The sequence below is a fragment of the Paenibacillus sp. CF095 genome, assembly GCF_900101225.1.
Lineage (GTDB): Bacteria > Bacillota > Bacilli > Paenibacillales > Paenibacillaceae > Paenibacillus.
The window spans coordinates 20,939-43,885 of sequence record NZ_FMZN01000007.1 but is presented as its reverse complement, the minus strand read 5'-3'; the positions used below and the strand labels follow the sequence as shown (position 1 = coordinate 43,885).

General features: G+C 45.6%; 20 protein-coding genes and 1 tRNA gene. 3 read left to right on the top strand and 18 right to left on the bottom strand.

What is annotated here, in order from left to right:
• From tpiA to BLS69_RS28850, 4 genes are all read right to left on the bottom strand, one after another.
• A complete protein-coding gene (gene tpiA, locus BLS69_RS28865) occupies nucleotides 1-753 on the bottom strand; it encodes a triose-phosphate isomerase (RefSeq protein WP_036616221.1) in 753 nt (250 codons plus the stop codon).
• Between the two features lie 36 nt (nucleotides 754-789).
• Entirely contained in the window at nucleotides 790-1,971 is a 1,182-nt protein-coding gene (gene pgk / locus BLS69_RS28860) for a phosphoglycerate kinase (RefSeq protein ID WP_062837743.1), read from the bottom strand.
• Nucleotides 1,972-2,122: 151 nt separating this feature from the next.
• Nucleotides 2,123-3,130 carry a type I glyceraldehyde-3-phosphate dehydrogenase gene (gap, locus tag BLS69_RS28855; protein ID WP_056695277.1) on the bottom strand — a complete coding sequence of 336 codons (1,008 nt, stop codon included), beginning with the start codon at nucleotides 3,128-3,130 and terminating at the stop codon, nucleotides 2,123-2,125.
• A gap of 106 nt (nucleotides 3,131-3,236) precedes the next feature.
• On the bottom strand, nucleotides 3,237-4,262 hold the full coding sequence (locus BLS69_RS28850; protein WP_091038648.1) for a sugar-binding transcriptional regulator: 1,026 nt from the start codon (nucleotides 4,260-4,262) through the stop codon (nucleotides 3,237-3,239).
• A gap of 426 nt (nucleotides 4,263-4,688) precedes the next feature.
• Between BLS69_RS28850 and BLS69_RS28845 the strand changes: the two genes are divergently transcribed.
• A tRNA-Arg gene (locus tag BLS69_RS28845) sits at nucleotides 4,689-4,763 on the top strand.
• Between the two features lie 176 nt (nucleotides 4,764-4,939).
• Nucleotides 4,940-5,536 (top strand): ATP-dependent Clp endopeptidase proteolytic subunit ClpP, encoded by a 597-nt coding sequence (gene clpP / locus BLS69_RS28840; RefSeq protein WP_017691245.1) that lies wholly within the window; start codon nucleotides 4,940-4,942, stop codon nucleotides 5,534-5,536.
• Between the two features lie 167 nt (nucleotides 5,537-5,703).
• Here clpP and BLS69_RS28835 read toward each other — a convergent pair whose 3' ends face one another.
• From BLS69_RS28835 to BLS69_RS28790, 10 genes are all read right to left on the bottom strand, one after another.
• Nucleotides 5,704-6,801 (bottom strand): stalk domain-containing protein, encoded by a 1,098-nt coding sequence (locus BLS69_RS28835; protein WP_091038646.1) that lies wholly within the window; start codon nucleotides 6,799-6,801, stop codon nucleotides 5,704-5,706.
• Nucleotides 6,802-7,188: 387 nt separating this feature from the next.
• A complete protein-coding gene (locus BLS69_RS28830; protein ID WP_091038645.1) occupies nucleotides 7,189-7,941 on the bottom strand; it encodes an SIMPL domain-containing protein in 753 nt (250 codons plus the stop codon).
• 156 nt (nucleotides 7,942-8,097) lie between these two features.
• Nucleotides 8,098-8,367, bottom strand: coding sequence for an HPr family phosphocarrier protein (locus tag BLS69_RS28825; RefSeq protein WP_017691248.1), 270 nt, complete (start codon nucleotides 8,365-8,367; stop codon nucleotides 8,098-8,100).
• A 254-nt stretch (nucleotides 8,368-8,621) separates the two neighbouring features.
• Nucleotides 8,622-9,560 (bottom strand): DNA-binding protein WhiA, encoded by a 939-nt coding sequence (gene whiA, locus BLS69_RS28820; protein ID WP_091038642.1) that lies wholly within the window; start codon nucleotides 9,558-9,560, stop codon nucleotides 8,622-8,624.
• A 6-nt stretch (nucleotides 9,561-9,566) separates the two neighbouring features.
• Entirely contained in the window at nucleotides 9,567-10,553 is a 987-nt protein-coding gene (yvcK, locus tag BLS69_RS28815) for a gluconeogenesis factor YvcK family protein (protein WP_017691250.1), read from the bottom strand.
• 13 nt (nucleotides 10,554-10,566) lie between these two features.
• Nucleotides 10,567-11,466, bottom strand: coding sequence for an RNase adapter RapZ (rapZ, locus tag BLS69_RS28810; protein ID WP_017691251.1), 900 nt, complete (start codon nucleotides 11,464-11,466; stop codon nucleotides 10,567-10,569).
• 51 nt (nucleotides 11,467-11,517) lie between these two features.
• Nucleotides 11,518-12,468 carry an ROK family glucokinase gene (locus BLS69_RS28805; protein WP_062837749.1) on the bottom strand — a complete coding sequence of 317 codons (951 nt, stop codon included), beginning with the start codon at nucleotides 12,466-12,468 and terminating at the stop codon, nucleotides 11,518-11,520.
• Between the two features lie 454 nt (nucleotides 12,469-12,922).
• The gene (locus BLS69_RS28800; protein ID WP_091038752.1) at nucleotides 12,923-13,954 is read right to left on the bottom strand and encodes an AI-2E family transporter; all 1,032 of its coding nucleotides are present in this window, start codon (nucleotides 13,952-13,954) and stop codon (nucleotides 12,923-12,925) included.
• A gap of 162 nt (nucleotides 13,955-14,116) precedes the next feature.
• The gene (trxB, locus tag BLS69_RS28795; protein WP_091038640.1) at nucleotides 14,117-15,076 is read right to left on the bottom strand and encodes a thioredoxin-disulfide reductase; all 960 of its coding nucleotides are present in this window, start codon (nucleotides 15,074-15,076) and stop codon (nucleotides 14,117-14,119) included.
• 171 nt (nucleotides 15,077-15,247) lie between these two features.
• A complete protein-coding gene (locus BLS69_RS28790; protein WP_091038638.1) occupies nucleotides 15,248-16,981 on the bottom strand; it encodes a tetratricopeptide repeat protein in 1,734 nt (577 codons plus the stop codon).
• A 457-nt stretch (nucleotides 16,982-17,438) separates the two neighbouring features.
• Between BLS69_RS28790 and BLS69_RS28785 the strand changes: the two genes are divergently transcribed.
• Entirely contained in the window at nucleotides 17,439-17,888 is a 450-nt protein-coding gene (locus tag BLS69_RS28785; protein ID WP_091038637.1) for a hypothetical protein, read from the top strand.
• A 147-nt stretch (nucleotides 17,889-18,035) separates the two neighbouring features.
• On the opposite strand, the gene BLS69_RS28780 is transcribed toward BLS69_RS28785, so the two are convergent.
• The 4 genes from BLS69_RS28780 to BLS69_RS28765 all read right to left on the bottom strand — a co-directional run bounded on the left by BLS69_RS28780 (nucleotide 18,036) and on the right by BLS69_RS28765 (nucleotide 22,884).
• Complete coding sequence (locus tag BLS69_RS28780; protein WP_091038635.1) at nucleotides 18,036-19,787, bottom strand: hypothetical protein; 1,752 nt, start codon at nucleotides 19,785-19,787, stop codon at nucleotides 18,036-18,038.
• Between the two features lie 254 nt (nucleotides 19,788-20,041).
• Nucleotides 20,042-20,992, bottom strand: a complete 951-nt coding sequence (locus BLS69_RS28775; RefSeq protein WP_091038634.1) for a sugar phosphate isomerase/epimerase family protein — start codon at nucleotides 20,990-20,992, stop codon at nucleotides 20,042-20,044.
• 49 nt (nucleotides 20,993-21,041) lie between these two features.
• Nucleotides 21,042-21,914 (bottom strand): carbohydrate ABC transporter permease, encoded by an 873-nt coding sequence (locus BLS69_RS28770; RefSeq protein WP_091038632.1) that lies wholly within the window; start codon nucleotides 21,912-21,914, stop codon nucleotides 21,042-21,044.
• 70 nt (nucleotides 21,915-21,984) lie between these two features.
• Nucleotides 21,985-22,884 carry an ABC transporter permease gene (locus BLS69_RS28765; protein ID WP_036616191.1) on the bottom strand — a complete coding sequence of 300 codons (900 nt, stop codon included), beginning with the start codon at nucleotides 22,882-22,884 and terminating at the stop codon, nucleotides 21,985-21,987.
• Between the last annotated feature and the right edge of the window lie 63 nt (nucleotides 22,885-22,947).

The window sequence follows — 22,947 nt, the reverse complement described above, 5'->3', positions numbered from 1 at the left end:
TTACTTCGCCCCCTCAACAAGCGCGATGAACGAAGCCGGCTGCAAGCTGGCACCGCCAACAAGTGCGCCGTCGATGTCGCTTTGTCCGAGGTATTCTGTTACGTTTTCCGGTTTAACACTGCCGCCGTATTGAATACGAACTGCATTCGCAACCGTCTCGTTGTACAGATCCTTCACCAGCGTACGGATGTAAGCAATAACTTCATTCGCATCTTGGGAAGTCGAGGATTTGCCTGTACCAATCGCCCAGATTGGCTCATAAGCGATAACAACTTGTGCCGCTTGCTCTGCAGACAGACCTGCAAAAGCAGCTACTGTTTGCACTTTGCATACGTCTTTTGTTTGGTTCGCTTCACGCTCTTCAAGCGTCTCACCAAGGCAAAAGATTGGAGTCAATCCGTGACGGAATGCTGCATGCAACTTTTTATTGACAGTCTCATCGGTTTCCGCAAAATATTGACGGCGCTCCGAGTGACCAATAATGACATAATCCACACCCAGGTCTTTCAGCATTACACCGCTGATTTCGCCTGTGAATGCACCGTTATCTTCAAAATGAAGATTTTGTGCACCAATTTTGATGTTTGTGCCTTTAACGGCTTCTACCAGGGATGGCAGATTTGTAAACGGTGCGCAGATTACAGTCTCCACGCCTTCAACTTCCGCTTTTCCTTTAACTTCCTGAATGAAGTCATTGGATTCGGAAACCGTTTTGAACATTTTCCAGTTACCTGCGATAATCGGTGTTCTCATGGGTTTCAACTCCTTCATGCTATAGACTACTAAAACTTACTTGTCGTTCAATGCCACTACGCCTGGAAGTACTTTACCTTCCATGAACTCGAGCGATGCACCGCCACCTGTAGAGATGTGGTTCATCTTGTCAGCCAATTTGAACTTCTCTGCTGCTGCTGCGGAGTCACCGCCACCAATTACAGTGTAAGCTTCTGTCTCAGCGCAAGCTTCCGCTACTGCACGAGTACCGTGGGAGAATGGCTCGATTTCAAATACGCCCATTGGTCCGTTCCATACAACCAATTTGGAGTTTTTGATTACGTCAGCATAGATCTCACGTGTTTTAGGACCGATGTCGATACCTTCCCAATCTGCTGGGATGCCGTCGATGTCAACGATTTGTGTGTTTGCTTTCGCACTGAAATCGTCAGACACTACGATATCTACCGGCAGGTAGAAGTTTTTGCCCAGTTTTTTCGCTTTCTCGATGAAACCGAGAGCAACATCAAGTTTGGAATCATCCAACAAGGATTGTCCAATTTCATGTCCTTGTGCTTTCAAGAACGTGTAAGTCAGACCGCCACCGATGATCACGTTGTCTGCAATGTTCAGCAGGTTGTCGATTACATCGATTTTGTCCTTAACTTTGGATCCACCAATGATGGCTGTGAAAGGACGCTCAGGGTTGGAGATTGCTTTACCCAACACTTCAAGTTCTTTCTCCATCAACAAACCGGACACTGCTGGAAGCAAGTGAGCGATTCCTTCAGTCGAAGCGTGTGCTCTGTGTGCCGCGCCAAACGCATCATTAACGAAAACGTCAGCCAGTTCAGCAAATTGTTTTGCGAGTTCTGCATCGTTTTTCTCTTCGCCTGCGTGGAAACGAACGTTTTCAAGCAACAATACGTCGCCGTTGTTCAGTTCAGCGATTTGAGCTTTAACAGCGTCACCAACAGAATCGTCAGCTTTAACAACTGTTTTACCAAGCAATTCTGACAAACGCTCAGCTGCTGGAGTCAAACGCAAGGATTCAACCACTTCGCCGTTAGGACGACCCATGTGGCTTGCCAAAATGACTTTAGCGCCTTTTTCAATCAAGAAGTTGATTGTAGGAAGCGTTGCACGAATACGTTTGTCATCTGTAATTTTACCATCTTCGAGCGGCACATTGAAATCTACACGGACAAAAGCCCGTTTTCCTGTCAATTCGATATCGCGTACACTTTTTTTGTTCATCTGTATTTCCTCCGCACCCATGTATTTGGTGGACCCATCAAGGGCTGAAATCCCTTGTCAATCCTGGTGTTTTTGAGAAATTTGCAAAATATTGATATATAAAGAGCGGAAACAATATAGCATCTGTTTCCGCTCTATGTTATTGCAGATATTACTTAATCATTTTTGCAAAGTGCTCCAAAGTGCGAACCAATTGTGCAGTGTAGGACATTTCATTGTCATACCAAGCTACAGTTTTAACCAATTGTTGGTCGCCAACAGTCAGAACTTTAGTTTGAGTTGCATCAAACAGGGAACCGAAAGTGATACCTTGGATGTCGGAAGATACGATTTCGTCTTCAGTGTATCCGAAAGTTTGTGGATCGGAAGCTTCTTTCATTACTGCGTTAACTTCTTCAGCAGTAACTTTTTTACCCAGAACTGTTACGAGTTCAGTCAGGGAACCAGTAGCTACTGGTACACGTTGAGCTGCACCATCCAATTTACCTTGCAGTTCTGGAATTACCAGACCGATTGCTTTAGCAGCACCAGTTGTGTTAGGGATGATGTTTTCAGCTGCTGCGCGAGCACGACGGAAGTCACCTTTAGGGTGTGGAGCATCCAACGTGTTTTGGTCGCCAGTGTAAGCATGAATTGTAGTCATCAAACCTTGAACGATTCCGAATTTGTCTTGCAGTGTTTTTGCCATAGGTGCCAGGCAGTTTGTTGTGCAAGATGCGCCGGAGATTACAGTTTCAGTACCGTCGAGGATTTCATGGTTTACGTTGTAAACGATGGTTTTCATGTCGCCAGTAGCTGGTGCGGAGATAACAACTTTCTTAGCTCCACCTTTCAAGTGTTTCTCAGCTGCTTCTTTAGTTGTGAAGAAACCAGTACATTCCAGAACGATATCTACGCCCAGGTCGCCCCAAGGAAGTTCTTCTGGGTTACGGTTAGCCAATACTTTAACTTCTTTGCCGTTCACTTTGAAGAAGCCATCGTGTACTTCAACATCGCCATCGAAGCGACCTTGAGTTGTATCATATTTGAGCAAATGAGCGAGCATTTTAGCGTCAGTCAAGTCGTTGATTGCTACTACCTCGATGCCCTCTACATTTTGAATACGGCGGAATGCCAAGCGTCCAATACGTCCAAAACCGTTAATACCTACTTTAATCATGAGTAAGTTCCTCCCAAGTTTTGATTAATTTTTTATGAAACTTATATATTCAAGACAGACGGTGAAGTCCGTCAAGACAACAATTGTTGTGTTGCAAAGTAAACCCTTATTCCATTTCAGCAACGATGACTTCGGCAGCAGCCTCATCAATAATCAGAATATCTTCCTGACCAAATCGCAACACGGAATGTATAGCAGCAGCTTTGCTTTTGCCACCTGCAATTCCAATCACAACATCGGTTCGTTCAATATCCTGAAGTCGCATACCCAGTGTAAGCATGGTATGTACCACCTTACCCTGATCGTTAAAGTAATAACCGAAAGATTCAGATACGGCTCCTTGCTCCTGAAGTTCATCTATAATCTCCGTCGCAAGTTTACGTCTTGTCGCCATCTCCACGGCATCACCAATTCCATGAATAACAATGCGCGATTGCCGAATCAGCTGCAGAATCTCCTGAACACTGGGGTCCTGGATTAATGATTCATAGGCATGATCACTTAGCAAATCCGGTACATGCAGGAGTTTGTATTGCGCTCCTACCCGTTTTGCCATTGTGGATGCAATCGTATTTGCCTGAATTTCAAGGCTTTCTCCAAGTCCACCGCGTGCCGGTACGAACCAGACACCTTTGAGCGATGTTGGCGGAGTCAGTTGCTCTGCGACTTCGGCCGTTGTTGATCCGCCAGTAACGGCGACAACGTCGTTGTCACTCATGATATTGCCGAGAGCCTTCGCTCCGGCTCTGCCCAGTTCCCTTTTGGCAAATGGAGAAACGTCCGAATCACCAGGAACCACAACTACCTTTTGCAGACCGTAGGCTTGCTTGATGCGCTCTTCCAGCTCGGATAATCCGAACAACTCTTTGGCTACGGGCTCTAACTGCTGCAGCAAATCATACCCTGCCTCGCTGATCTTCATCCCTGCACTGTCAATTTCAATAAGTCCCTGAGCCTTTAACAGATCGGTCTCAGCCCTCAGAACCCGCTCGGTCATCTGCATGGAATTAGCTAACGTTCTCCGTCCGATCACATCCGATAACATGATCTGTTGCAGAATCGTATACCTCTTTTTTAAGATATCCATGAGATCAGGCAGAAGCTGCTTTTGTACTTCTAAAATCGTTCGCATGCTTTCCACTCCCGCAAGTTCTCGTTCTAAGCTCTCTTTCGTGGCCCTAAAACGTCCCGGGTTAACTTTTTAAGTCCCACGTCTATTCTACCTAAAACTGACGTGACATGCAAGTGTTTCAACGTGTTATTTCGACACGTATTCAGCGTTTGTACGCGCCTATTTTCACAATCCTAGACTTCCATGATCAAGGACTAGCTCATACATACCATATATAGAAGAAACGAAAGAATTCCATCTACATATCGCTCAGAAACACATTTCATACGGCATGTCCAAAACCTCTAATAGCATTTACTTAAATGCACTCTTTATCCACTCTTCTTCATCATGATCATTTTTGGGTTAATCCAAACCAATACCACAACGAACTGCTTGCAATTAAATATTTCATGAGCTATAATCAATATTGCTGTCACATAATGTGCGCCCGTGGTCCAATGGATATGACGTAGGCCTCCGAAGCCTGAGATCCAAGTTCGATTCTTGGCGGGCGCGCCATTTTTATTTAACAGCTCATAACCCATTTAACCAATGAAACCGGAAAGGTTTCTTTTTTTTGTAAGTTAGTTTGACTTTCTTTGACTTTTTGTTTGGAATTGTTTATTATGTGGGTAATACGGTAACAGTTTAATTATAAACACCAATAACATTTACATTCCAAGGAGGTTTTTCACGTGAGTTTTATTCCAATGGTCGTTGAACAGAGCAACCGGGGTGAGCGCGCCTACGACATCTACTCCAGATTGCTGAAGGATCGTATTATTTTCCTTGGTAGCGATGTTAATGACGTAGTGGCTAATGCCATTATGGCACAGATGTTGTTCCTGGCTGCGGAAGATCCGGAGAAAGACATTCACTTATACATTAACAGCCCAGGCGGATCGATTACAGCCGGTATGGCCATTTACGATACAATGCAATTCATCAAACCGGATGTATCTACCATCTGTGTAGGTATGGCGGCTTCCATGGGCGCATTCTTGCTGAATGCCGGTGCAAAAGGTAAACGTTTTGCGTTGCCTAACAGTGAGATCATGATTCACCAACCACTTGGTGGTGCTCAAGGTCAAGCTTCAGACATCGAAATTCGTGCTCGCCGCATCCTGAAAATGCGTGATACCTTGAACCGCATCATCTCTGAGCGTTCAGGTCAACCGCTTGAGCGGATTGAGAAAGATACAGATCGTGACTACTTCATGAGCGCTGCTGAAGCTGCCGATTACGGTATCATTGATAAAGTTATTGAAAACGTAGGTTCCCAAGGTATCTAAGTGTGACGTAGACCACGGTCTACGCGTTGACATAATAACACCTAACGTAATCAGCAACACCTCATTGTGTTGTCTATACGAGAAGAAGCCCACATCATAATCATGATGTGGGCTTCTTTTTTTCATTTTATAAGAAAGATAACTGATCAGTGCACAATAATGATTCTTTATTTGGTTCCCGTTACATTGCTAAATGGTTCTGTGCCTTTAGGGAGAATCTCTTTATACGTAAATGGCATTTCAGGGAATCCCTCTGCGTACGCCGTATACTCATACAGCTGGAAGAACACAACCACACCCGTTGGTGTCACATAGAAATCCTGATCTTTATTTAACCCTTTATACCCATCAAGGTATCCACCGCGGGCTTTCAGTTGCTCGCCCACTTTTTTACCCAACGTTTCGCGCATGGTTTTATTATTTTGCAGCACATCATCTAACGTGAGCTCCTTGCCTGTGTCCAGTGCAAAGGTGTGGCCCGTACGGTATGTCATACCATGAGCGCCAGCATAATCTTCGTATCGTTGTGTAATAAGTCCCAACACGCCTTTTTCATTGTACGTCACTACATAAGAGCTCTCAAATGCATATGGACGGTTGGCTGTTGCACCGCCGAATTCAGATGTCTGTTTCTTGAAGTCAGCTACATAAGCATCCACTTCGTCTTTGAGCACTTTGTTGATCGCCGCTTCAGCTTCTTTGCTGGCAAGTCCACTCACCTGTGGATATTGAACATCTACTTCAGCGTTTTTCACAGTGACATTAACTGTTGCCGCTTTAATTTTCACGTTATTTTGTTTCACCTTGCTAAGTGTCAACGTTTTGGTTTTGCCATCCCAATTCCCCTGTACACCCAGATAATCTCTCATTGCCGAGAATGGAATATACAATCGACCCTGAATCAATTTCGCTTCCACCTGAGGATAATAACCGTTAATATAAACGTTTGGCTGTCCATCCATCAGGCTAACGGTCATCGCATTGTTGGCTGCTGTTACCGTATATGACTTGGCTTTTGCATCATATTTCAGGGATCCACCTGCCACATCTTTAACTGCCGTAAGAGAGACCCAAGTTGAGCCACCTTGAAGAAGTCCTTTTTGAGTCAGTGTTTTTCCACCCGATTTCAGAGTTACCTCAGCCGGGGTTGTCACTTTCGAGGATACCGATGCTGCCTGAACCGAACTATCCTGCCATACCGAACCGCTACCTACAATAATTCCTGCTGCAAGCAATGCACTTGTCCATTTTTTCCATGATGTCATATATAAAACTCCTCTCAAAATTCACAATTAGGGATCATTGCGTATGTAATCCTGATCTGATCGCATATCTCATACCCTCACCTCTCTATTATAATTAACCCGATTTCGGAAAGGTTTACAGCTCGAGTTACAATGTTGATGAATATCAGACCGAAAATATAAGGGGATATGACCTTTTTGTCACGAACAACTATACAAAAAAGATACCAATAACCAGCATTTCATGTAGCTTCAAAAGGGTACCCTCCTATCCAACTTCATCAAAGTTTGCTTATCCAACAAAAAAGACTCTGTCCACAGGACAAAGTCTTTGTCATTATTTCGTTGTACCCCTTCAAATGACTCATGAAAAGGTTACTTGAGTTTACAATCCTAGTTCACTCTTGTTTATTTCATTTCATACGTGATATTCAGGATTGTGCTTACTTTAACCTGGCCTGTTTCAATCTCAGTGCCACCTGCTGTATCTTGTGCTTTGGACATCAACGCCTCGCTTGCATAGAATACAGGCACATTGGCATCACCTTGGCTCACGGAAAGAACAGCACCGAGTTGACGTTTAACTGCTTTTGCAATGGCGCCAGCTTTCACATCTGCATTGGCAACAGCTTTCTCAATCACTTGGGACTCATAACTTTCCGGATTTTCTACAGTAAAGCGCACGTTTTCAATATTGTTGGCACCTGCCCCCGAAGCAGCATCGAGCAACTCGCCAATCTTGTCCATCTCACGATATGTGACAGTCAACGTATGATGCGCTGTATATCCTTTAATTTGCTGTCCGTCTTTTTCGCTATACGTATAGTTGGGTTGTACAGAGAACTGACTCGTTTGAATGTCGTCTGCACTGATCTTCCACGTGTTCTTCAGCAAATTGGATACTTTTTGAACTTTCGCAGCATTCGCTTTTTGAGCAGATGCAGCTGTCTCTGCAGTACTGTTCACACCAATGGACAGATACGCGATATCAGGTTTCACCTGAATCTCACCTTTACCCACAACATTAATCACGTTCTGTTGTACTCCCTGAACCTCTGCAGCGTAAGCATAGTCACCTGGTGCAACCCATGCCGTTCCTCCAACAAGCAACGTACTTGCCACCAGCACCGCACCAAACGGTTTCATCCATTGTTTACCCATCACGATAGCCTCCTTATGTCTTAACATCTCAAACTTTAATCGATTTGATACCTTAACAGACGGGACAAATTCCATAATGTTGCACTTGACGATAGTAAATACGTCAATAACGCAAAAAAGCCCCTTTCGGGACTTCTTCATTGGATTGAACATATCTTATTGGTTTTCGAGCTCTTCCTTGCTTACCAGACTAACTAAAGCGTTTACAGCCTGTTCGGCATCCGCGCCTTCTGCACTAATCTGGATTTCCGTACCTGTGCTAATTGCAAGGCTCATGATCCCCATGATACTTTTTGCATTAACTTTTTTGTCGTCCTTCTCGACGAACACTTCAGACGAGTACTTATTCGCTTCTTGAACGAACAGTGCCGCAGGTCTGGCATGGAGACCCGTTTTCAAACGGACAACTACCGGGTGCTTTGTCATGGAAACTTACCCCCTATTATGAAATCTGGACATTAAATACACAATTATATTTATACAACATTATACCATTAACCCGTGCAGGACACTAGAAGAAAAAACTCAGGGTGCTTTGACGGACGTTATCTTGCCCTATTTCATCTTTTGAACAGCACATCCAATGACCTAAGTAAGTCTTCTAGATCCTTAACGGTTGACTTTCCCGACCTTTCTGTTCAGCAGAAACAGTCGACCTTGTTACTTTACCCTACTCCGTCTTAACCATAACGTTCTGTGCGTACTTTCTCAGCCAGCTCATCAATTTTACGAAGCCTATGATTCACTCCCGACTTGCTAACTGTACCTTTAAGGAGTTCGCCCACTTCCTTCAGATTGATATCTGGATGAGCAAGTCGAACCTCCGCCACCTCGCGAAGTTTCTCAGGCAGCGATTCCAGACCAACTTCCTTTTGTAACAACCGGATATTATCGATTTGTCTTACCGCCGCTCCAATGGTTTTATTCAGGTTGGCGGTCTCACAATTGACAATCCGGTTAACGGAGTTACGCATGTCTCGCATAATTCGTACATCTTCAAACTTGAACAAGGCCTGATGAGCACCAATGATGCTGAGCAGCTCAATGATTTTCTCGCCTTCCTTGATGTATAGGATGAATCCTTTTTTCCGTTCTATACACCGGGCATTCAGATGAAATTCATTGGCCAGGTCAACTAGTGCCTGACAGTGCTCTTCATACATGGACGCAATCTCCAGATGGTACGAGGAACCTTCCGGATTATTAACCGATCCACCGGCCAGAAATGCACCGCGAAGATAGGCCCGTTTACAACAGTTCTGCTGAAATAACTCCGTATTGATCCCTGGCGTAAACAGAAAACCTTCCGAAACAATATGAAGACTATTGAGAATCTCCTGTACCATGGTTGGAATACGAACAATATATACATTGTTCTTTTTCAGCCGCATTTTTTTGCGGACCAGTAATTCCGTATGCACTTGAAAATGCTTTTTAAGCAGAGAGTATGCCCGTCTTGCAATGGCGGCATTCTCCGTCGAAATATCCAAGATCACTTTTTTATTCGATAACTGCACTGCACCAAGCATACGGATGAGGGCTGAAAGTTCCGCCTTTTCGCAGCACGGTTCGCTCTCGATCATGGTTAACTCTTTTTTGGTCTGTGCTGCAAACGACATGGGACTTCACCTCTTCCGTAACATCCAATTTTGTACCAGTTGGTAGATGTGATGACTTAACTTGTCGGCATCATGACGCAGATAGGTTTTGAACAGAACAAGAGTATCTGCAACCACCTGATAGCCGGCACTCTCGAGTACATTCATATCCAGTACAACCGGTTTTGCTCCTTTTTCCGCATACTTATTTTGCACTTGCAGCGGAATATCACCATTATTTACGATAACATAGTCGAAGAGCTGATGACCTATATGCTCGTGTACCGCCTTAAGGTGGTCACTTACCGTATAGTTATCTGTTTCTCCCGGCTGTGTCATGACATTACAGATAAACATCTTCACCGCATCAGCCTCTACCACAGCCTCAGCCAGCTTTGGTACGAGCAGATTGGGAAGGATGCTTGTATAGAGGCTGCCTGGCCCGATCAGAATGGCGTCAGCTTGACGAATGGCCTCTACCGCCTCTGGCAACGGCTCCACGTGATCCGGTTCAAGGAAAACACGTTTGATGCGTCCACCCGCCTCAGGGATTTTGGACTCACCTGTAATAATTGTCCCATCTTCCATCTCGGCATGCAACACAACGGCCTGGCCTGCGGCTGGTAATACCTCACCTCGAACGGCAAACACGCGGCTAAGCTCCCGCACTGCGGTCACAAAGTCGCCCGAAATATCCGTCATTGCAGCCAAAATCAAATTCCCCAAGCTGTGGCCTGCAAGCCCCGCGCCTGTATTGAAACGGTACTTCAACATATCTGAAAGCAATGGTTCTACATCAGCCAGTGCCGTAAGCACGTTGCGAATGTCACCCGGAGGCGGCATTTGTAGCTCATTGCGCAGGATGCCTGAACTTCCACCGTCATCTGCAACCGTGACGATGGCCGTGATATCCAGCGGCTTCTCTTTCAAACCGCGTAACATCACGGATAATCCGGTTCCGCCGCCCATTACAACTATTCTCGGACGTTCTCTTCGTGGTCCGGCCTCTTTCATCCCTTCACCCTCTTCAATGACGGTCCCGGTCAGCGTCGCGATGGCTCACGGTGACAGCTTCTGTCTCGCTGCTTCCCAACATCTTGCCCAAATATTCCGATATTGCTACCGAACGATGCTTGCCTCCGGTACAGCCGATTCCAATAATAACCTGGCTTTTGCCTTCCTTCCGGTATTGCGGAATCAGGAAATGCAGCATATCCAGCAGCTTGGTCAGAAACGCCTGTGTCTCTGGCCACTTCATAACATATTCGTACACATCACTATTCTGTCCCGTATTCGGTCGCAAATGATCAATATAATGCGGATTCGGTAAAAAACGTACATCAAACACCAGATCAGCATCAATCGGAATGCCATACTTGAATCCAAACGACGTAATATTCACCGACAGCATTTGGCTCTCCAGATGAGAAAAACGGGATATGATGCGTTCTTTCAGTTGAGCAGGTTTCATTGTACTTGTATTCAGTACCTGAGTCGCAGAATTTTTGAGTTCCTCCAACATCTTGCGTTCCAGTCGGATGCCGTCAAGTGGCATGCCCTCAGGAGCCAGAGGATGTCTGCGCCTGCTTTCTTTGTAACGCTGAACAAGGACAGAATCTGTAGCATCCAGGAATAAAATTTCGCAATGAATGGTAAAATGATCTTTAATATAGTTCAAAGACTCGGACAGAGCCGTAAAGAATTCACGCCCGCGCAGATCGATAACCAATGCAACCTTACCAATCTTGCCGTTTGACTGTTCAATTAGTTCCGCAAATTTCGGAATCAATACCGGTGGCAGATTATCCACACAGAAGAAACCCAGATCCTCCAGGCTTTGTACTGCAATGGTTTTACCTGCCCCGGACATGCCCGTAATGATAATGAGCGTGGCGCCTGTGCCTGGTGAGCCTTCACCTTCAAGCATAAATGTCCCCTCCTTATCATATTGCTGTCTTCATATATTGTTACGAGGTTACTAGGAACGCAAGAGAAGACCTGCCGCACCCACAATACCTGCATTATTACCAAGTGTAGCTTCCAGAATCTGAACCCCTTCTTGCAGCGGTTCCGGTGTCAGCTTAGCAAATACGGTACGTATTTCATCGAACAAGAAGTTGCCCGCTTTGGATACGCCACCACCAATGATGAACATCTCCGGGTTAATGACAGCAGCTACAGTAGCCATGGACTTGCCCAGGTAGAAGGCCGCACGGTTTACAATGCGCTGTGCCACTTCATCGCCTGCCTTGGCAGCATCAAATACTTCTTTGGCTGCAATCTTGTCAACGAGTGCCAGTGACGTATGATCACCACGTTCTACGGCATCCTTCGCCATACGGATAATTCCTGTTGCAGACGATACTGTTTCTACACATCCCATTTTACCACAACCGCACTTGATGGCCTCCAGATCAGGTACAACACTGATATGACCCAGTTCTCCCGCCATACCGGAGAAACCCTGATAGATGTTGCCATTCAGGATCAAGCCCCCGCCAACACCCGTACCGAGTGTATAACATACGCAGTTGTCTACGCCTTTGCCGGCACCTGCCCAGACTTCACCCAGTGCAGCCACGTTTGCATCGTTATCTATTTTGATTGGCTTGCCCAGACGTTCTTCCAGAATCGAACGAATGGCCACATTCCGAAATCCGATGTTAGGGGCATGAACGATAATTCCCTCGCGTACATTCGTGAAACCGGCCACTCCAGCACCTACACCCTCAAGTTGTTCCCAACTGTAAGGTGATTCGGCTACGATATGTCGGACATACTTCTCGATGTTGGCGATGACCGTGTCTACGCCCTTATCCACTTCAGTCGGTCCTTCATACGTATGCATTAGCTGACCTTGTTCATCGCATATACCGACCTTGATTGCTGTTCCGCCGAGATCGACCCCAACGTAGATTTTCTCAGACATGCTGCAAGCCACCTTTATCTATCTAAAATAGTTTAAGTCCTACGTACCAACTATAATTGAAGGATACGCCTGGGTCAAGACGATAAGAACTCGGATACACCATGCTCCGTTAGGGTTGTGAACCACATCACATAGCATTTTTGAATACGTATACAATCTCATTACCTTTATTTATTAACGCACGCTTTATTCCTTCCTCCATAGCCGAGGAAGCCTCAACTCATGATATTGCATCTTCACTCGTTCCATTCATAAAAGATGATCATTGTCCCCTCATAATGGTGACTCATCTTATGCACACCGCCACCTGTCATTGTCATGCAGAAAGCTATATAATGGCGGTATTGCCAACAAAAAAGTGCCTTCCATAGTTGGAAGACACCCTTACTTTTTCAACAAAATCTGATGTTATTTAACTTGGTTGAGCTCGATTAAACTCGGTCGATTTTCTACGTTATAACTTCGATTCCACACGTACCGGCTCTTCTGTCTTTTCCATCTTGTTCACATCCAGAATATCAAGCAGGAAAACAAAGATCGGAATACCAATGATCAGTCCCCAGATCCCCAGGAAGTGTTGCGACAGAATTAGTACGATAAAGGTGTAGAACATTGGCAATTTGGTCTTGTGTGCCATCAGTTTTGGATTCAGGAAGTACGTCTCCAAAGCATGAATAACAATAATCATGATGATCACAATAATGCTTAATTTCAGTCCACCCATCTGATACCCAATCAGACAGAGCGGTACAAGTGAGATGATAACCCCCGCAACGGGAACCAGACTGAGCATGAACACCAGAATGGTCAGAGCGAACAGATACGGGAAACCCAGAATCCATAAGCCCAAGATCGTCAGCACCGTATTAAACACCGCAATAAGAAGCTGTGCCTCAATGACTTTACCGAAAGAAGACACGAATTTGTCTCCCAGATAAGCCACTTCATTGTAGAACCATCCAATTTTACTTGTTTTGAACTTGGACGTGAACTTCGATATCTCCTGCTTCTGCAACAAGAAAAACAGACTCAGAATGATAACGAGCAGAATAAACTCCAGCCACTTGCTCAAAGCGAAAATATATTTCAATGCATCATTGGTGTAATTTTTAATATCGAAGGATTGAAGATAACCCGCAATTTTGGATGCAAAATTATCACCGTCTGCACTATCCAGAAATTTCATAATCTCATTCGTCAACTGAACGACCTGATCCACGATCCGTGGTGAATATCTGGAAATGCCAAGCACAATGACTGCGATCACAATCATATAGAGCAGGATGACCACAACTTTATAATTGATCGGAAACAACCGATTCAAACCACCTGTAATGAAATGCTGTAACCTGTTCATGACATACGTCACCAGGAACAACAGCAGAATCATGTGCAGCATACTCCCCATACTGAACAAAATTAAACAGAACAAGAGCAGGATCAAAAATCGTCTCACTGTCGCATTCTGTAACCAATCTTTTATCATTTCCCCCAAAATCTTCACCTCACAGCTAATATGCCCTATATGTATACGAACTCATGCCCACTGTAGTTTCAAAAAAAGAGAAGCCTTCCGGCTTCTCTCATTTCATGAGACTTCCCGTTGTCTCTTATTCCCAGCATATGCCTAACCTCACACATGTAATGCTTATTTATCCAACGTTTCGCTCCAATCATGGACAATGCTTCCTTCAAGGAACTTCTCACAATCCATCGCGGCCATACATCCTGATCCTGCAGCCGTAATAGCTTGACGATACTTCGTATCTTGAACATCACCACAGGCGAATACACCCGGAATATTGGTCTCCGTTGTTCCCGGTTTAACGACAACATAGCCATGTTCGTCCAGTGCAATCGCATTACCCAGGAATCCGGTATTCGGTGTGTGACCAATGGCAACGAATACGCCATCTGCTTCAAGCAACTCTTCCTGCCCCGTCTCGTTGTTGCGCACCTTCAGTCCTTTGAGACCCAAAGCTTCTGGTACGACCTCGAGTGGAGTACGGTTCAGCGCCCACTTCACCTTTTCATTGCTGCGAGCCCGATCCTGCATAATCTTGGATGCACGCAATTCATCCCGGCGGTGAACCAATGTCACGTCTGTTGCAAAACGAGTCAGGAAACTCGCTTCCTCCATCGCAGAGTCTCCACCGCCCACGACCACGATTTTTTTGCCTCGGAAGAAGAAGCCGTCACATGTCGCGCATGTACTTACACCACGTCCCACATTTTCCTGCTCACCCGGAATACCGAGATAACGAGCGGAAGCACCTGTGGAGATAATGATCGATTCAGCTTCCAGTTCACCGATTCCTCCAACTTTGACCTTGAAGGGCGGTTTGCTGAAATCAACCTCTTCCACCCAACCGTTTTTGAATTCCGCTCCAAAACGTTCAGCTTGCTTACGCATGTTGTCCATCAGTTCCGGACCCATGATACCTTGCGGGAAACCGGGGAAATTCTCAACTTCCGTTGTCGTCGTCAATTGACCACCCGGCTGAAGACCTTCGATAACCAGTGGTTTCAGATTAGCACGAGCCAGATATATCGCTGCTGTCAGACCCGCAGGTCCCGTTCCGATCACAATCGTTCTGTATTTAGACATATAGATACAGCCTCCTTAATTAAGGTGAGAATGTGTTGTACTAGCGATGAACTTGCCAAGATGATATCCTACAGGCGTTTACGAGGCCCATTCGTTAAGTTTACCCGTTTTCCCGGTTGTTGTATCCTTCACCTGATGATGTCTTTCTGAAAACGAGTTGAAGCGAACTTTCTATACAAGTGGTGGCTTGCTGTTACAAACCGAATGAATCTGTTTAGCATACTTGCTAACCGTTGATGCCGATATCCCATACCGCTCAGCAATGCTTTGATAGGTAACGGGCCGACTGTGATTCTTCGCTGCCAAATATTCAAGTCCTGCAGCCCAACCCTCAATCTGCTTCGTACCTGGAACCTCCGGATGTACCCGGGATACATAATCCGTCCAGAGCCGTTCCATCTCTTGCTGCAACTCAGCCTTTGCTTCAGACATCTGTAACGCACGATCAACAACAGCCTGCCAATGGGAGGTTGATCCAGTGTCCGATTGCTCTGATGTGGATGGAACCTTCCCAATAGACTTCAAGGCTACAGGAGAAAAGGGTCGAACCACCTGAGAATTCCGATCCTCATGTTCAGCCGATTTCAACCCGTTCAGTACAGCTTGTGCTGCCTCAAGCAGATCCTTTTCTTCTCCAGGCTCTTCAATAAAGGATTGCAGAGCCTGCTGCACCTCATAGTCACCGATCATCCCAAGCGCATGAATAACCTGTAGCTTGGTTGCCCGATCACCATGACGCAATGCCCAGAAGAAGGATGAGCGAATCAGTGGATCATTTTTCATTTCTTCAGGTATGCCACTACCATAGTTCTCCCACTGTCTGAACTGCTCATCAAATGGCAGATGATAGTGATAGCTCAGCTTCTCTGGATCTTGCTCGCCTTGTCTTACAGCCTCAAGACCTGACAGATAATACCGGGATACTTCGGAACCCGGATCAAGCTTGGACACGTGATGCCATAAACGCTCAGCAGCATCATACCGTTCTGTATTATAAGCCGCCACGGCTGCATAGTGAGCAAGTGCCGGATCAGCAGCTGTCTCTTCGTCCTTGAGCAAACGCCGGAAGTGAACATAAGCCGTATCGTGTTGGCCCAGAATTCCCATCGTTGTCGCCAGTTTGTAGACTTGTTCGTGCTGGAATGGCACGATGACCCGCAATTTTTTGATCAGAAGCAGCACTTGATCAGCCCGGTTCTCATTTTGATGGAAAATGGCCAGATTACAGAGTGCATGCAGATTACCTGGTTCCTGTTCAAGCACTTCGGCAATGGTCTCTTTTGCTTTGGGAAACAGACCCATATAATAATAGGCGAGTGCCAGATTGTTACGGGCAGCCAAGTAATCAGGATAATCAGAAGACATGCCCTCGAGCAATTCAGCAGCCTGTGCAAATTTTCCTTCTTCCAGCAGTTCCCGTGCCTGATCGTGCTCCACTACACCTTTGCGTGATTTGATTCGATTCAGTTTGGTCGGACGATCCAGCTCATAGTACAGAAGCTCCATCATCTCTTCGGCTTCCGTCATGAACTGACCTTGGGTGTCCTCCTCCAGATAGGTAACAAGTGCTTGCTCGGCTTCCTCAAACCGATCCATATTTGCATAATTGTTCGCCATATAGAAATAACATTCCGTCATCGACGGATCTACCACTTCCAGCACGTTAGCCAGAATGGCATTGGAGGCTTCGTAATCCCCCTTCTCCGATAATATACCCGCCATATTGCAATGATTTACCGGATTTTCCGGTTCGTATTCAACAGCTTTGCGAAAATATTTTAATGCCTTGTCGACATGATTTCGGTCCAGCGAGCGGACAGCTCTTTCAAAGAAGAAAGAAGCATCCAAGTGAATCGGTATAATATTGGCAAGGTGTCCCTCAGCCCGCACTAGCTTGCCCTTCATCTTCCAAGGCACCTCCTCTTTGCATTTCATTCATACTCTTCAGTATACCACATCTTAAGGCCCACTTCTCAATATGTAGTTTCATGTCGTTTATGAAAAAAATGCAAAAGAAGGTGATATTCCATTTTGCGGAAACCTATCACCTTGGAGCGTTGTTTATTCAGTTGTTTTTTCAAAGGAAACCCATCTTTTCCTAGAGACTCCTGCACTCGCTTGCCAAGGATCTATTTGCAGTATTACATTAATCCATTCTTGTCGGTTATGCGTCGTCTAACTGGATTTGGTCCAGTTATGATGAGATGAGTGTAGTCTATGGTATTATTATCCTTATTGTCCTTTTTAGTGGTTTATCTCCATTAAAAATCAAACGTACATTAGCTCTGTCCGTCAGCCTTTTTTTGCGTATGTAATTAAAAATAAAGACACATCATTATTATTTTAAGGAGATGTTATATTGATGATCTCGAAGATAAAACCACTTATATTCATCTTAATCTGCTTGTTTGCTTTGAATGGATGTTCAAAAGATATAGAAAACATAGAAAATAAGTTCACATTAGATGATGTACTGAGAGCGCTCGAGTCTCAAGAACTGGATTTAGTGTCCTTTGGTATAACCGGGTATCCTTTGAAATTAAATGATGTTGTACCTGAGGTGTATTCTGTTGAAGTGCCCGTGGAAGAAGAACCCTATAGCCCTGAGTTTATACATTTTTATATTTTCAATTCTGAAAAGGATCGCATCAACGGGACAAAAGAATTCAATAGACACATGGAAGGCGCCCAATTCACAACATTCCCTTTTCTATATGAGAAAGGAAATGTTCTTGGCGTTTACTGGAGCAAAACCAAAGATAATCCTCTGTTCACTAAACCAATCGAAACTGCGTTCAAGCAACTGAAATGATAATAGTTCATACATTACTGGACTGAGCTCGACAGTGGGAATATCATTTTAGGACGTTAATTGCAGTCATTCGTCATTCGTAAAAAAAAGAAGACCGATTCCATAGGCTCGGTCTTCTAATGTTATGGCTTTAAAGATCCAACAGATTTAAAGCTTTAACCCCATCGAAGGAGAAAGTGAAATTTGAATGGTTTTATCAAACGGCGTCATGAAATTGACCAGCACAACCTTACACTTGTCCGGCAGTTTTGCCTCACGTACCGTTGCCGCCAGATGCCCAAGCTCGCCCCCGGTGATTTCTAGCCAGTCTTCTCCGCAGGTATAGCGTAATGTACCGCCTTTCCACAAATAATGACCCTCACTCGTTTCAATTGCGTCCTCACAGGTCAGTTCACCTTCGCTTCCGAATACAAAGGACAACTGCATCATAATGTCTTCCGGTTCCTGTCCAGATAGATGCATGTTCCATCCATTTTCCGTTGGCTGTAATTCTGCTCCTACACGGAAGGTCTGCTCATGAGTAAGCTGACGACTCTGATGAGGCAACAAGTACCATGGACTGATGGCTGATGCAGCCGATTCTGGCAGCAGGTTCGCAGGGATTGGGCCGTAGTAACCTTTTTTCTGCTCACCAGTTAGTCGATACCCTTCGGACAGCCTCGTCATTTGCTGCATAGGTACATACCCTGGATTAAAGTAAGAGGCCAGTTGCACAGCCAGCAGGCGCACCTTGCCATGACGAAGAGCGAAGAAAGAAGGAACTTCTGTCATCACAGTCACACTTGTAGCACCATCCCGAATTCGGGCTACCGGAGCACCAAAGTCCGTATGCATCCGACTGTGCGAGATACGTCCGTGATGCCCTACTGAGTCCATCTGCTCCAGATATTCTCCACGTACAAAATGTTCATTCAGCATGACCTCATACTGTTCCGGTAATGCATCACGTGTATCATTCGCCTGTTGAAGCTCCGGCTCAAGCATTAATCGAATGAGTGTATTCACCGAACATACTCCCGGATCGGTCAATGTATCTCCAGCCCAGGCTGCCATACCTGCAAAGAGTGGATCACCGTCCAGCCGAGCCAAAATGGCATAAGGCAGATAGTAAGGTGACAGATCATGAATACTGCCCAGATCCTGTCGCCCTGAATAATCCGTAACAATTTCACCCGTTGGATGGACCAGATACACCATCATGCGGAGGTTTAGCCTCACTGGTTCCAGCAGTTCAGGACGATTGAGCAGGCGCGCAGCATGAATTAACATGATGTCGCTAACTGCGCTGTATATCCCGTTGCTCCGTTCTGTCCACTCCCCATCGGGTGTAATATCCATGCCTTCATCCATCCACTGCTCTGCGCGCTGCACAGCTTCCTCCAGATCAAATATTTCATGCAGGAAACCAAGCGCCGCGCATAGCACCCAGCGATGATTAGGCGTATGACAACCTCCCGTAAGCATGGTTGGGATTGTACGTTCCAAGAATATCCTCATATTGTTCAATACGGGTTGAAGCGGCTCCCATTCTTGCTGCTGAAGAAGCTGATACAACTGTGAATACCCTACAATGACAAATGCAGTATCCGGAGGGGAATGGTAATTGGTCCAGCCAGGCGATATTGAACCGTCTTCATGCTGGAAGCGGAGTACAAATTCCGTAGCTAACAGCAGTCGATTTAACAACGATTCATCCCGGTAATAGATAGAGTCCGGATTGGAGAGCGCAGCTCCCCAGTAACACATATCCGTGGGCGTTCCAGTCGTATGGTTGACCCAGGCAACACCTGTGAAGGGATCAATTGTCCCTCCATAGTAACGGCTTTCCGGGTCAAGCATCTGCCGGGATATGCCTCTTTCTACCGCTCTGTCATTACTGTCCACCAGTTGTTTGTACATGTGCAGTCCCCTCCATACCAATGCATTCTCCCGATGTGCGGAGTATGTTGCTTCAGCGCCTTCAATTCAGACCGGAAGCTTACTCATACCGCCCGTAGGTGAGTTCATTTTTCTCGTCAGTATATATCATATTTCTACAAAAGTCGCTAGAAAATCTGTGCTTGTTTTACTACATATTTATGGGTCTCCGTCACTGAGGAAACAGTCATGAAACACATGCTGTGAACATGCAAACTGTTTCCACATCACCGCGCCTACTCTGTCACTCCAAGCTTCTTCATAAGCAAGTCATGACTCTCATGGATCTCTTCTGCCTTACAGGCAGACTTCAACTCGTACACCTTCACCTGTGCGCGGCGAATCATCGGCAGATAGGCATCATAGAAGTTCATATCCTTACTGTGTACATACGGGCACCAGTGATCAGAGAGACCGAGTGTCTCATGGATATGGACCCCAACGATATCATCCATCAGGCCTTGCATTTCTCCCACACTGTCATAAAGGCCCATTCGGTCCATCATGATGGCATGACCGGTATCGTACCAGATACCAACCGGAGCCCCTTTGAGGGCCGTGATGATGGTCTTGGCTTCGGCAAGGGTAGGAATCTGTTGTGGTCGGGATCTCGTCTCGATACCAAAACGAACATCCAGACCTTTAGCTGCCGCCCAATTGCATACCTCATCCAGACTGGCGATAATTTTCTCCACATACCCTGAACTGAGGGCTTCCCGCCGCTCCATCAATTCAGCCCATTTGCTGCGATACTTCGGTGAATCCGGACCTTCCTCGTTATAGATCTTTCCAAGGTCTTTGCTGATATCCTCAGGAAAAGGTACCTCTCCCGGGTGTACAACAACAGCTTCTCCCCCATAACGCTGGGCATATTCAGCCGACTCTACCAGCAATTCGATCGCCCGCTTACGTTTCACTTCATCTTCGAAGCCGAGCAAGATGGAATCCGTACCGTAGTCCGGATCAGGGTCATGTGGAAAAGTGTTGTGGACACTAGAAATTCCGATCTCTCCACGCTCAATCATGGGCTCAATCGTCGTGAGCATCTCCTTCGTCACATTATAATTGAGCTCCACCCGACGAAAGCCGAGATCCGAAATCTCCCGAATCATATCTTCCCCGACATCATGTTTTCGGATATTCCAGCATGTGGAGAACGAATATATACCCTTATTTATGTGCTGCATCTGCTTCCCTTCTCCTCCCTCTAGCTAAACTTTTTACATCAGCCTTAACTCAACCTTTTACCGCGCCAAGCATCGCACCGCTGACAAAATACTTTTGCAGCCACGGATAAACGAGCAGAATTGGAACGGTTGCAAAAATAACGGTCGCGGCCTTGAGACTCTCGGGAGTCAATGGCGTACGGTTAGCACCCTCCATCTGGGTAAGCTCGCTGACCATATTGTTCTGTACCATTTGGAATAACTTCAGTTGAAGCGGGTACAGCTTCGGATCATTAATATACATCAGGGAATCCTGGAACCCATTCCAGCGTCCAACCGCATAGAAAAGAGCTAATGTAGCCAGTACTGGCATGGATAGTGGCAATATGATTTTGAAGAGCGTGTGTACATGGGAACTGCCATCAATCTCAGCGGACTCTTCCAGACTTTCTGGAATGCCTCTGAAGAAAGAAATCAGGATAATCAGGTTAAACGGACTGACCAGTCCTGGCAGAATCAGTGCCCACACGGAATTAAGCAAGTTCAAGTCACGAATGAGCAAGTACTCGGGAATGATCCCCCCGCTGAAGAACATCGTAATGATGATGACATACATGAAGAGCTTGCGCCCTTTCAATTTTTTCTTGGTTAACGGGTATGCAGCTGCCAGTGTGAACATCATACACAGGACAGTAGTAGCAATTGTCAGAACTGTCGTGTAACCCAGCGAGTAGATCATCGACTGATCAGAGAACACCTGAATATACGCATCCCAATTGAATTCTTTCGGGAATATGGTCACTTCGCCTGACGTAATCGCACGGTTAGAACTGAATGAAATCGCGATCGTGTGCAGAAATGGAGCCAGGCAGAATATAACAAACAAGGTGATAAAGGAGATATTAACGATATCAAAAATCCGGTTTGAGGTGCGTTCACTCATATGCGCACAGCTCCTTTACTGATGGTCTATACAAACAAGCCGATTGGCGTCTCTTCCGTTCATCCACAACCTACAAAATACCTTCACCGGTTGCTTTCTTCGAAATATAGTTAGATCCTAGCACGAATATGAGTCCCACCACTGCCTGGAACAGTCCGACGACAGTTGCCAGCGTGTATTGTCCTGATTCAAGACCAACTCTGTATACAAAGGTACTGAGTACATCGGAATATTCACGCACGGCCGTATTACCAATGATATAAGGCCGATCAAAACCGATGCTGACCATATGTCCAAGATTAAGAATGAGCAGGGTCACAATGGTTGGTTTAATACTTGGCAATGTAATATGCCAGATTCTCTTCAGCCGCGATGCTCCATCAATCTCAGCTGCTTCAAACAATTCCTTGTTGACGCCGGTTAATGCGGCCAGATATAGAATGGTTCCCCATCCTGCACTTTGCCAGACACCTGTGAAGAGATACGTCACAAGCCATGGATTTTTTTCTGTCAAAAATGGTATTGAATTTAAGCCCATGCTTTCCAGTACACCGTTAACCATACCGGATTGATTACCGAACAATTGGTACACAATTCCCCCGATGATTACCCATGAGATAAAGTGAGGAATGTACAATATCGTTTGTGAGATTTTTTTGAACCACTTGAATCGAACTTCATAGAGCATGATCGCCAGAATAATAGGAGCTGGAAATGAAACGACCAGATCAAGAAAATTCAGCATAAAGGTGTTGCGCAATGTCGTGTAGAAGTCCCGCATTCCAAATACTTCGCGAAAAGCATCAAAACCGATCCACTCACTGCCGCTGATTCCCTGAAACAGGTTAAAGTCCTTAAAGGCGATCTGTACACCGTACATCGGTCCATAACGAAAGATTAAAAAGTAGATAATGGGCAGCGAAATCAGAGCGTATAATTGCCAATACCTCTTCAAGTATGTGGTGGTCAAGTCGGTTTCCTCCTATCAACAAGGAAACGGCTGTGCCGCCAGTCCGGCGGCACACGTTCCTTT

What these genes read in the sequence shown, in the direction of transcription:
- BLS69_RS28800 (WP_091038752.1), bottom strand. Translation starts at nt 13,954, where the DNA reads ATGATAAAAGATTGGTTACAGAATGCGACAGTGAGACGATTTTTGATC.
- rapZ (WP_017691251.1), bottom strand. Translation starts at nt 11,466, where the DNA reads ATGCTTGAAGGTGAAGGCTCACCAGGCACAGGCGCCACGCTCATTATC.
- BLS69_RS28830 (WP_091038645.1), bottom strand. Translation starts at nt 7,941, where the DNA reads ATGGGTAAACAATGGATGAAACCGTTTGGTGCGGTGCTGGTGGCAAGT.
- tpiA (WP_036616221.1), bottom strand. Translation starts at nt 753, where the DNA reads ATGAGAACACCGATTATCGCAGGTAACTGGAAAATGTTCAAAACGGTT.
- BLS69_RS28775 (WP_091038634.1), bottom strand. Translation starts at nt 20,992, where the DNA reads ATGCAGCACATAAATAAGGGTATATATTCGTTCTCCACATGCTGGAAT.
- BLS69_RS28790 (WP_091038638.1), bottom strand. Translation starts at nt 16,981, where the DNA reads ATGAAGGGCAAGCTAGTGCGGGCTGAGGGACACCTTGCCAATATTATA.
- BLS69_RS28785 (WP_091038637.1), top strand. Translation starts at nt 17,439, where the DNA reads ATGATCTCGAAGATAAAACCACTTATATTCATCTTAATCTGCTTGTTT.
- BLS69_RS28805 (WP_062837749.1), bottom strand. Translation starts at nt 12,468, where the DNA reads ATGTCTGAGAAAATCTACGTTGGGGTCGATCTCGGCGGAACAGCAATC.
- BLS69_RS28825 (WP_017691248.1), bottom strand. Translation starts at nt 8,367, where the DNA reads ATGACAAAGCACCCGGTAGTTGTCCGTTTGAAAACGGGTCTCCATGCC.
- BLS69_RS28780 (WP_091038635.1), bottom strand. Translation starts at nt 19,787, where the DNA reads ATGTACAAACAACTGGTGGACAGTAATGACAGAGCGGTAGAAAGAGGC.
- trxB (WP_091038640.1), bottom strand. Translation starts at nt 15,076, where the DNA reads ATGTCTAAATACAGAACGATTGTGATCGGAACGGGACCTGCGGGTCTG.
- whiA (WP_091038642.1), bottom strand. Translation starts at nt 9,560, where the DNA reads ATGTCGTTTGCAGCACAGACCAAAAAAGAGTTAACCATGATCGAGAGC.
- BLS69_RS28850 (WP_091038648.1), bottom strand. Translation starts at nt 4,262, where the DNA reads ATGCGAACGATTTTAGAAGTACAAAAGCAGCTTCTGCCTGATCTCATG.
- BLS69_RS28770 (WP_091038632.1), bottom strand. Translation starts at nt 21,914, where the DNA reads ATGAGTGAACGCACCTCAAACCGGATTTTTGATATCGTTAATATCTCC.
- pgk (WP_062837743.1), bottom strand. Translation starts at nt 1,971, where the DNA reads ATGAACAAAAAAAGTGTACGCGATATCGAATTGACAGGAAAACGGGCT.
- yvcK (WP_017691250.1), bottom strand. Translation starts at nt 10,553, where the DNA reads ATGAAAGAGGCCGGACCACGAAGAGAACGTCCGAGAATAGTTGTAATG.
- BLS69_RS28835 (WP_091038646.1), bottom strand. Translation starts at nt 6,801, where the DNA reads ATGACATCATGGAAAAAATGGACAAGTGCATTGCTTGCAGCAGGAATT.
- gap (WP_056695277.1), bottom strand. Translation starts at nt 3,130, where the DNA reads ATGATTAAAGTAGGTATTAACGGTTTTGGACGTATTGGACGCTTGGCA.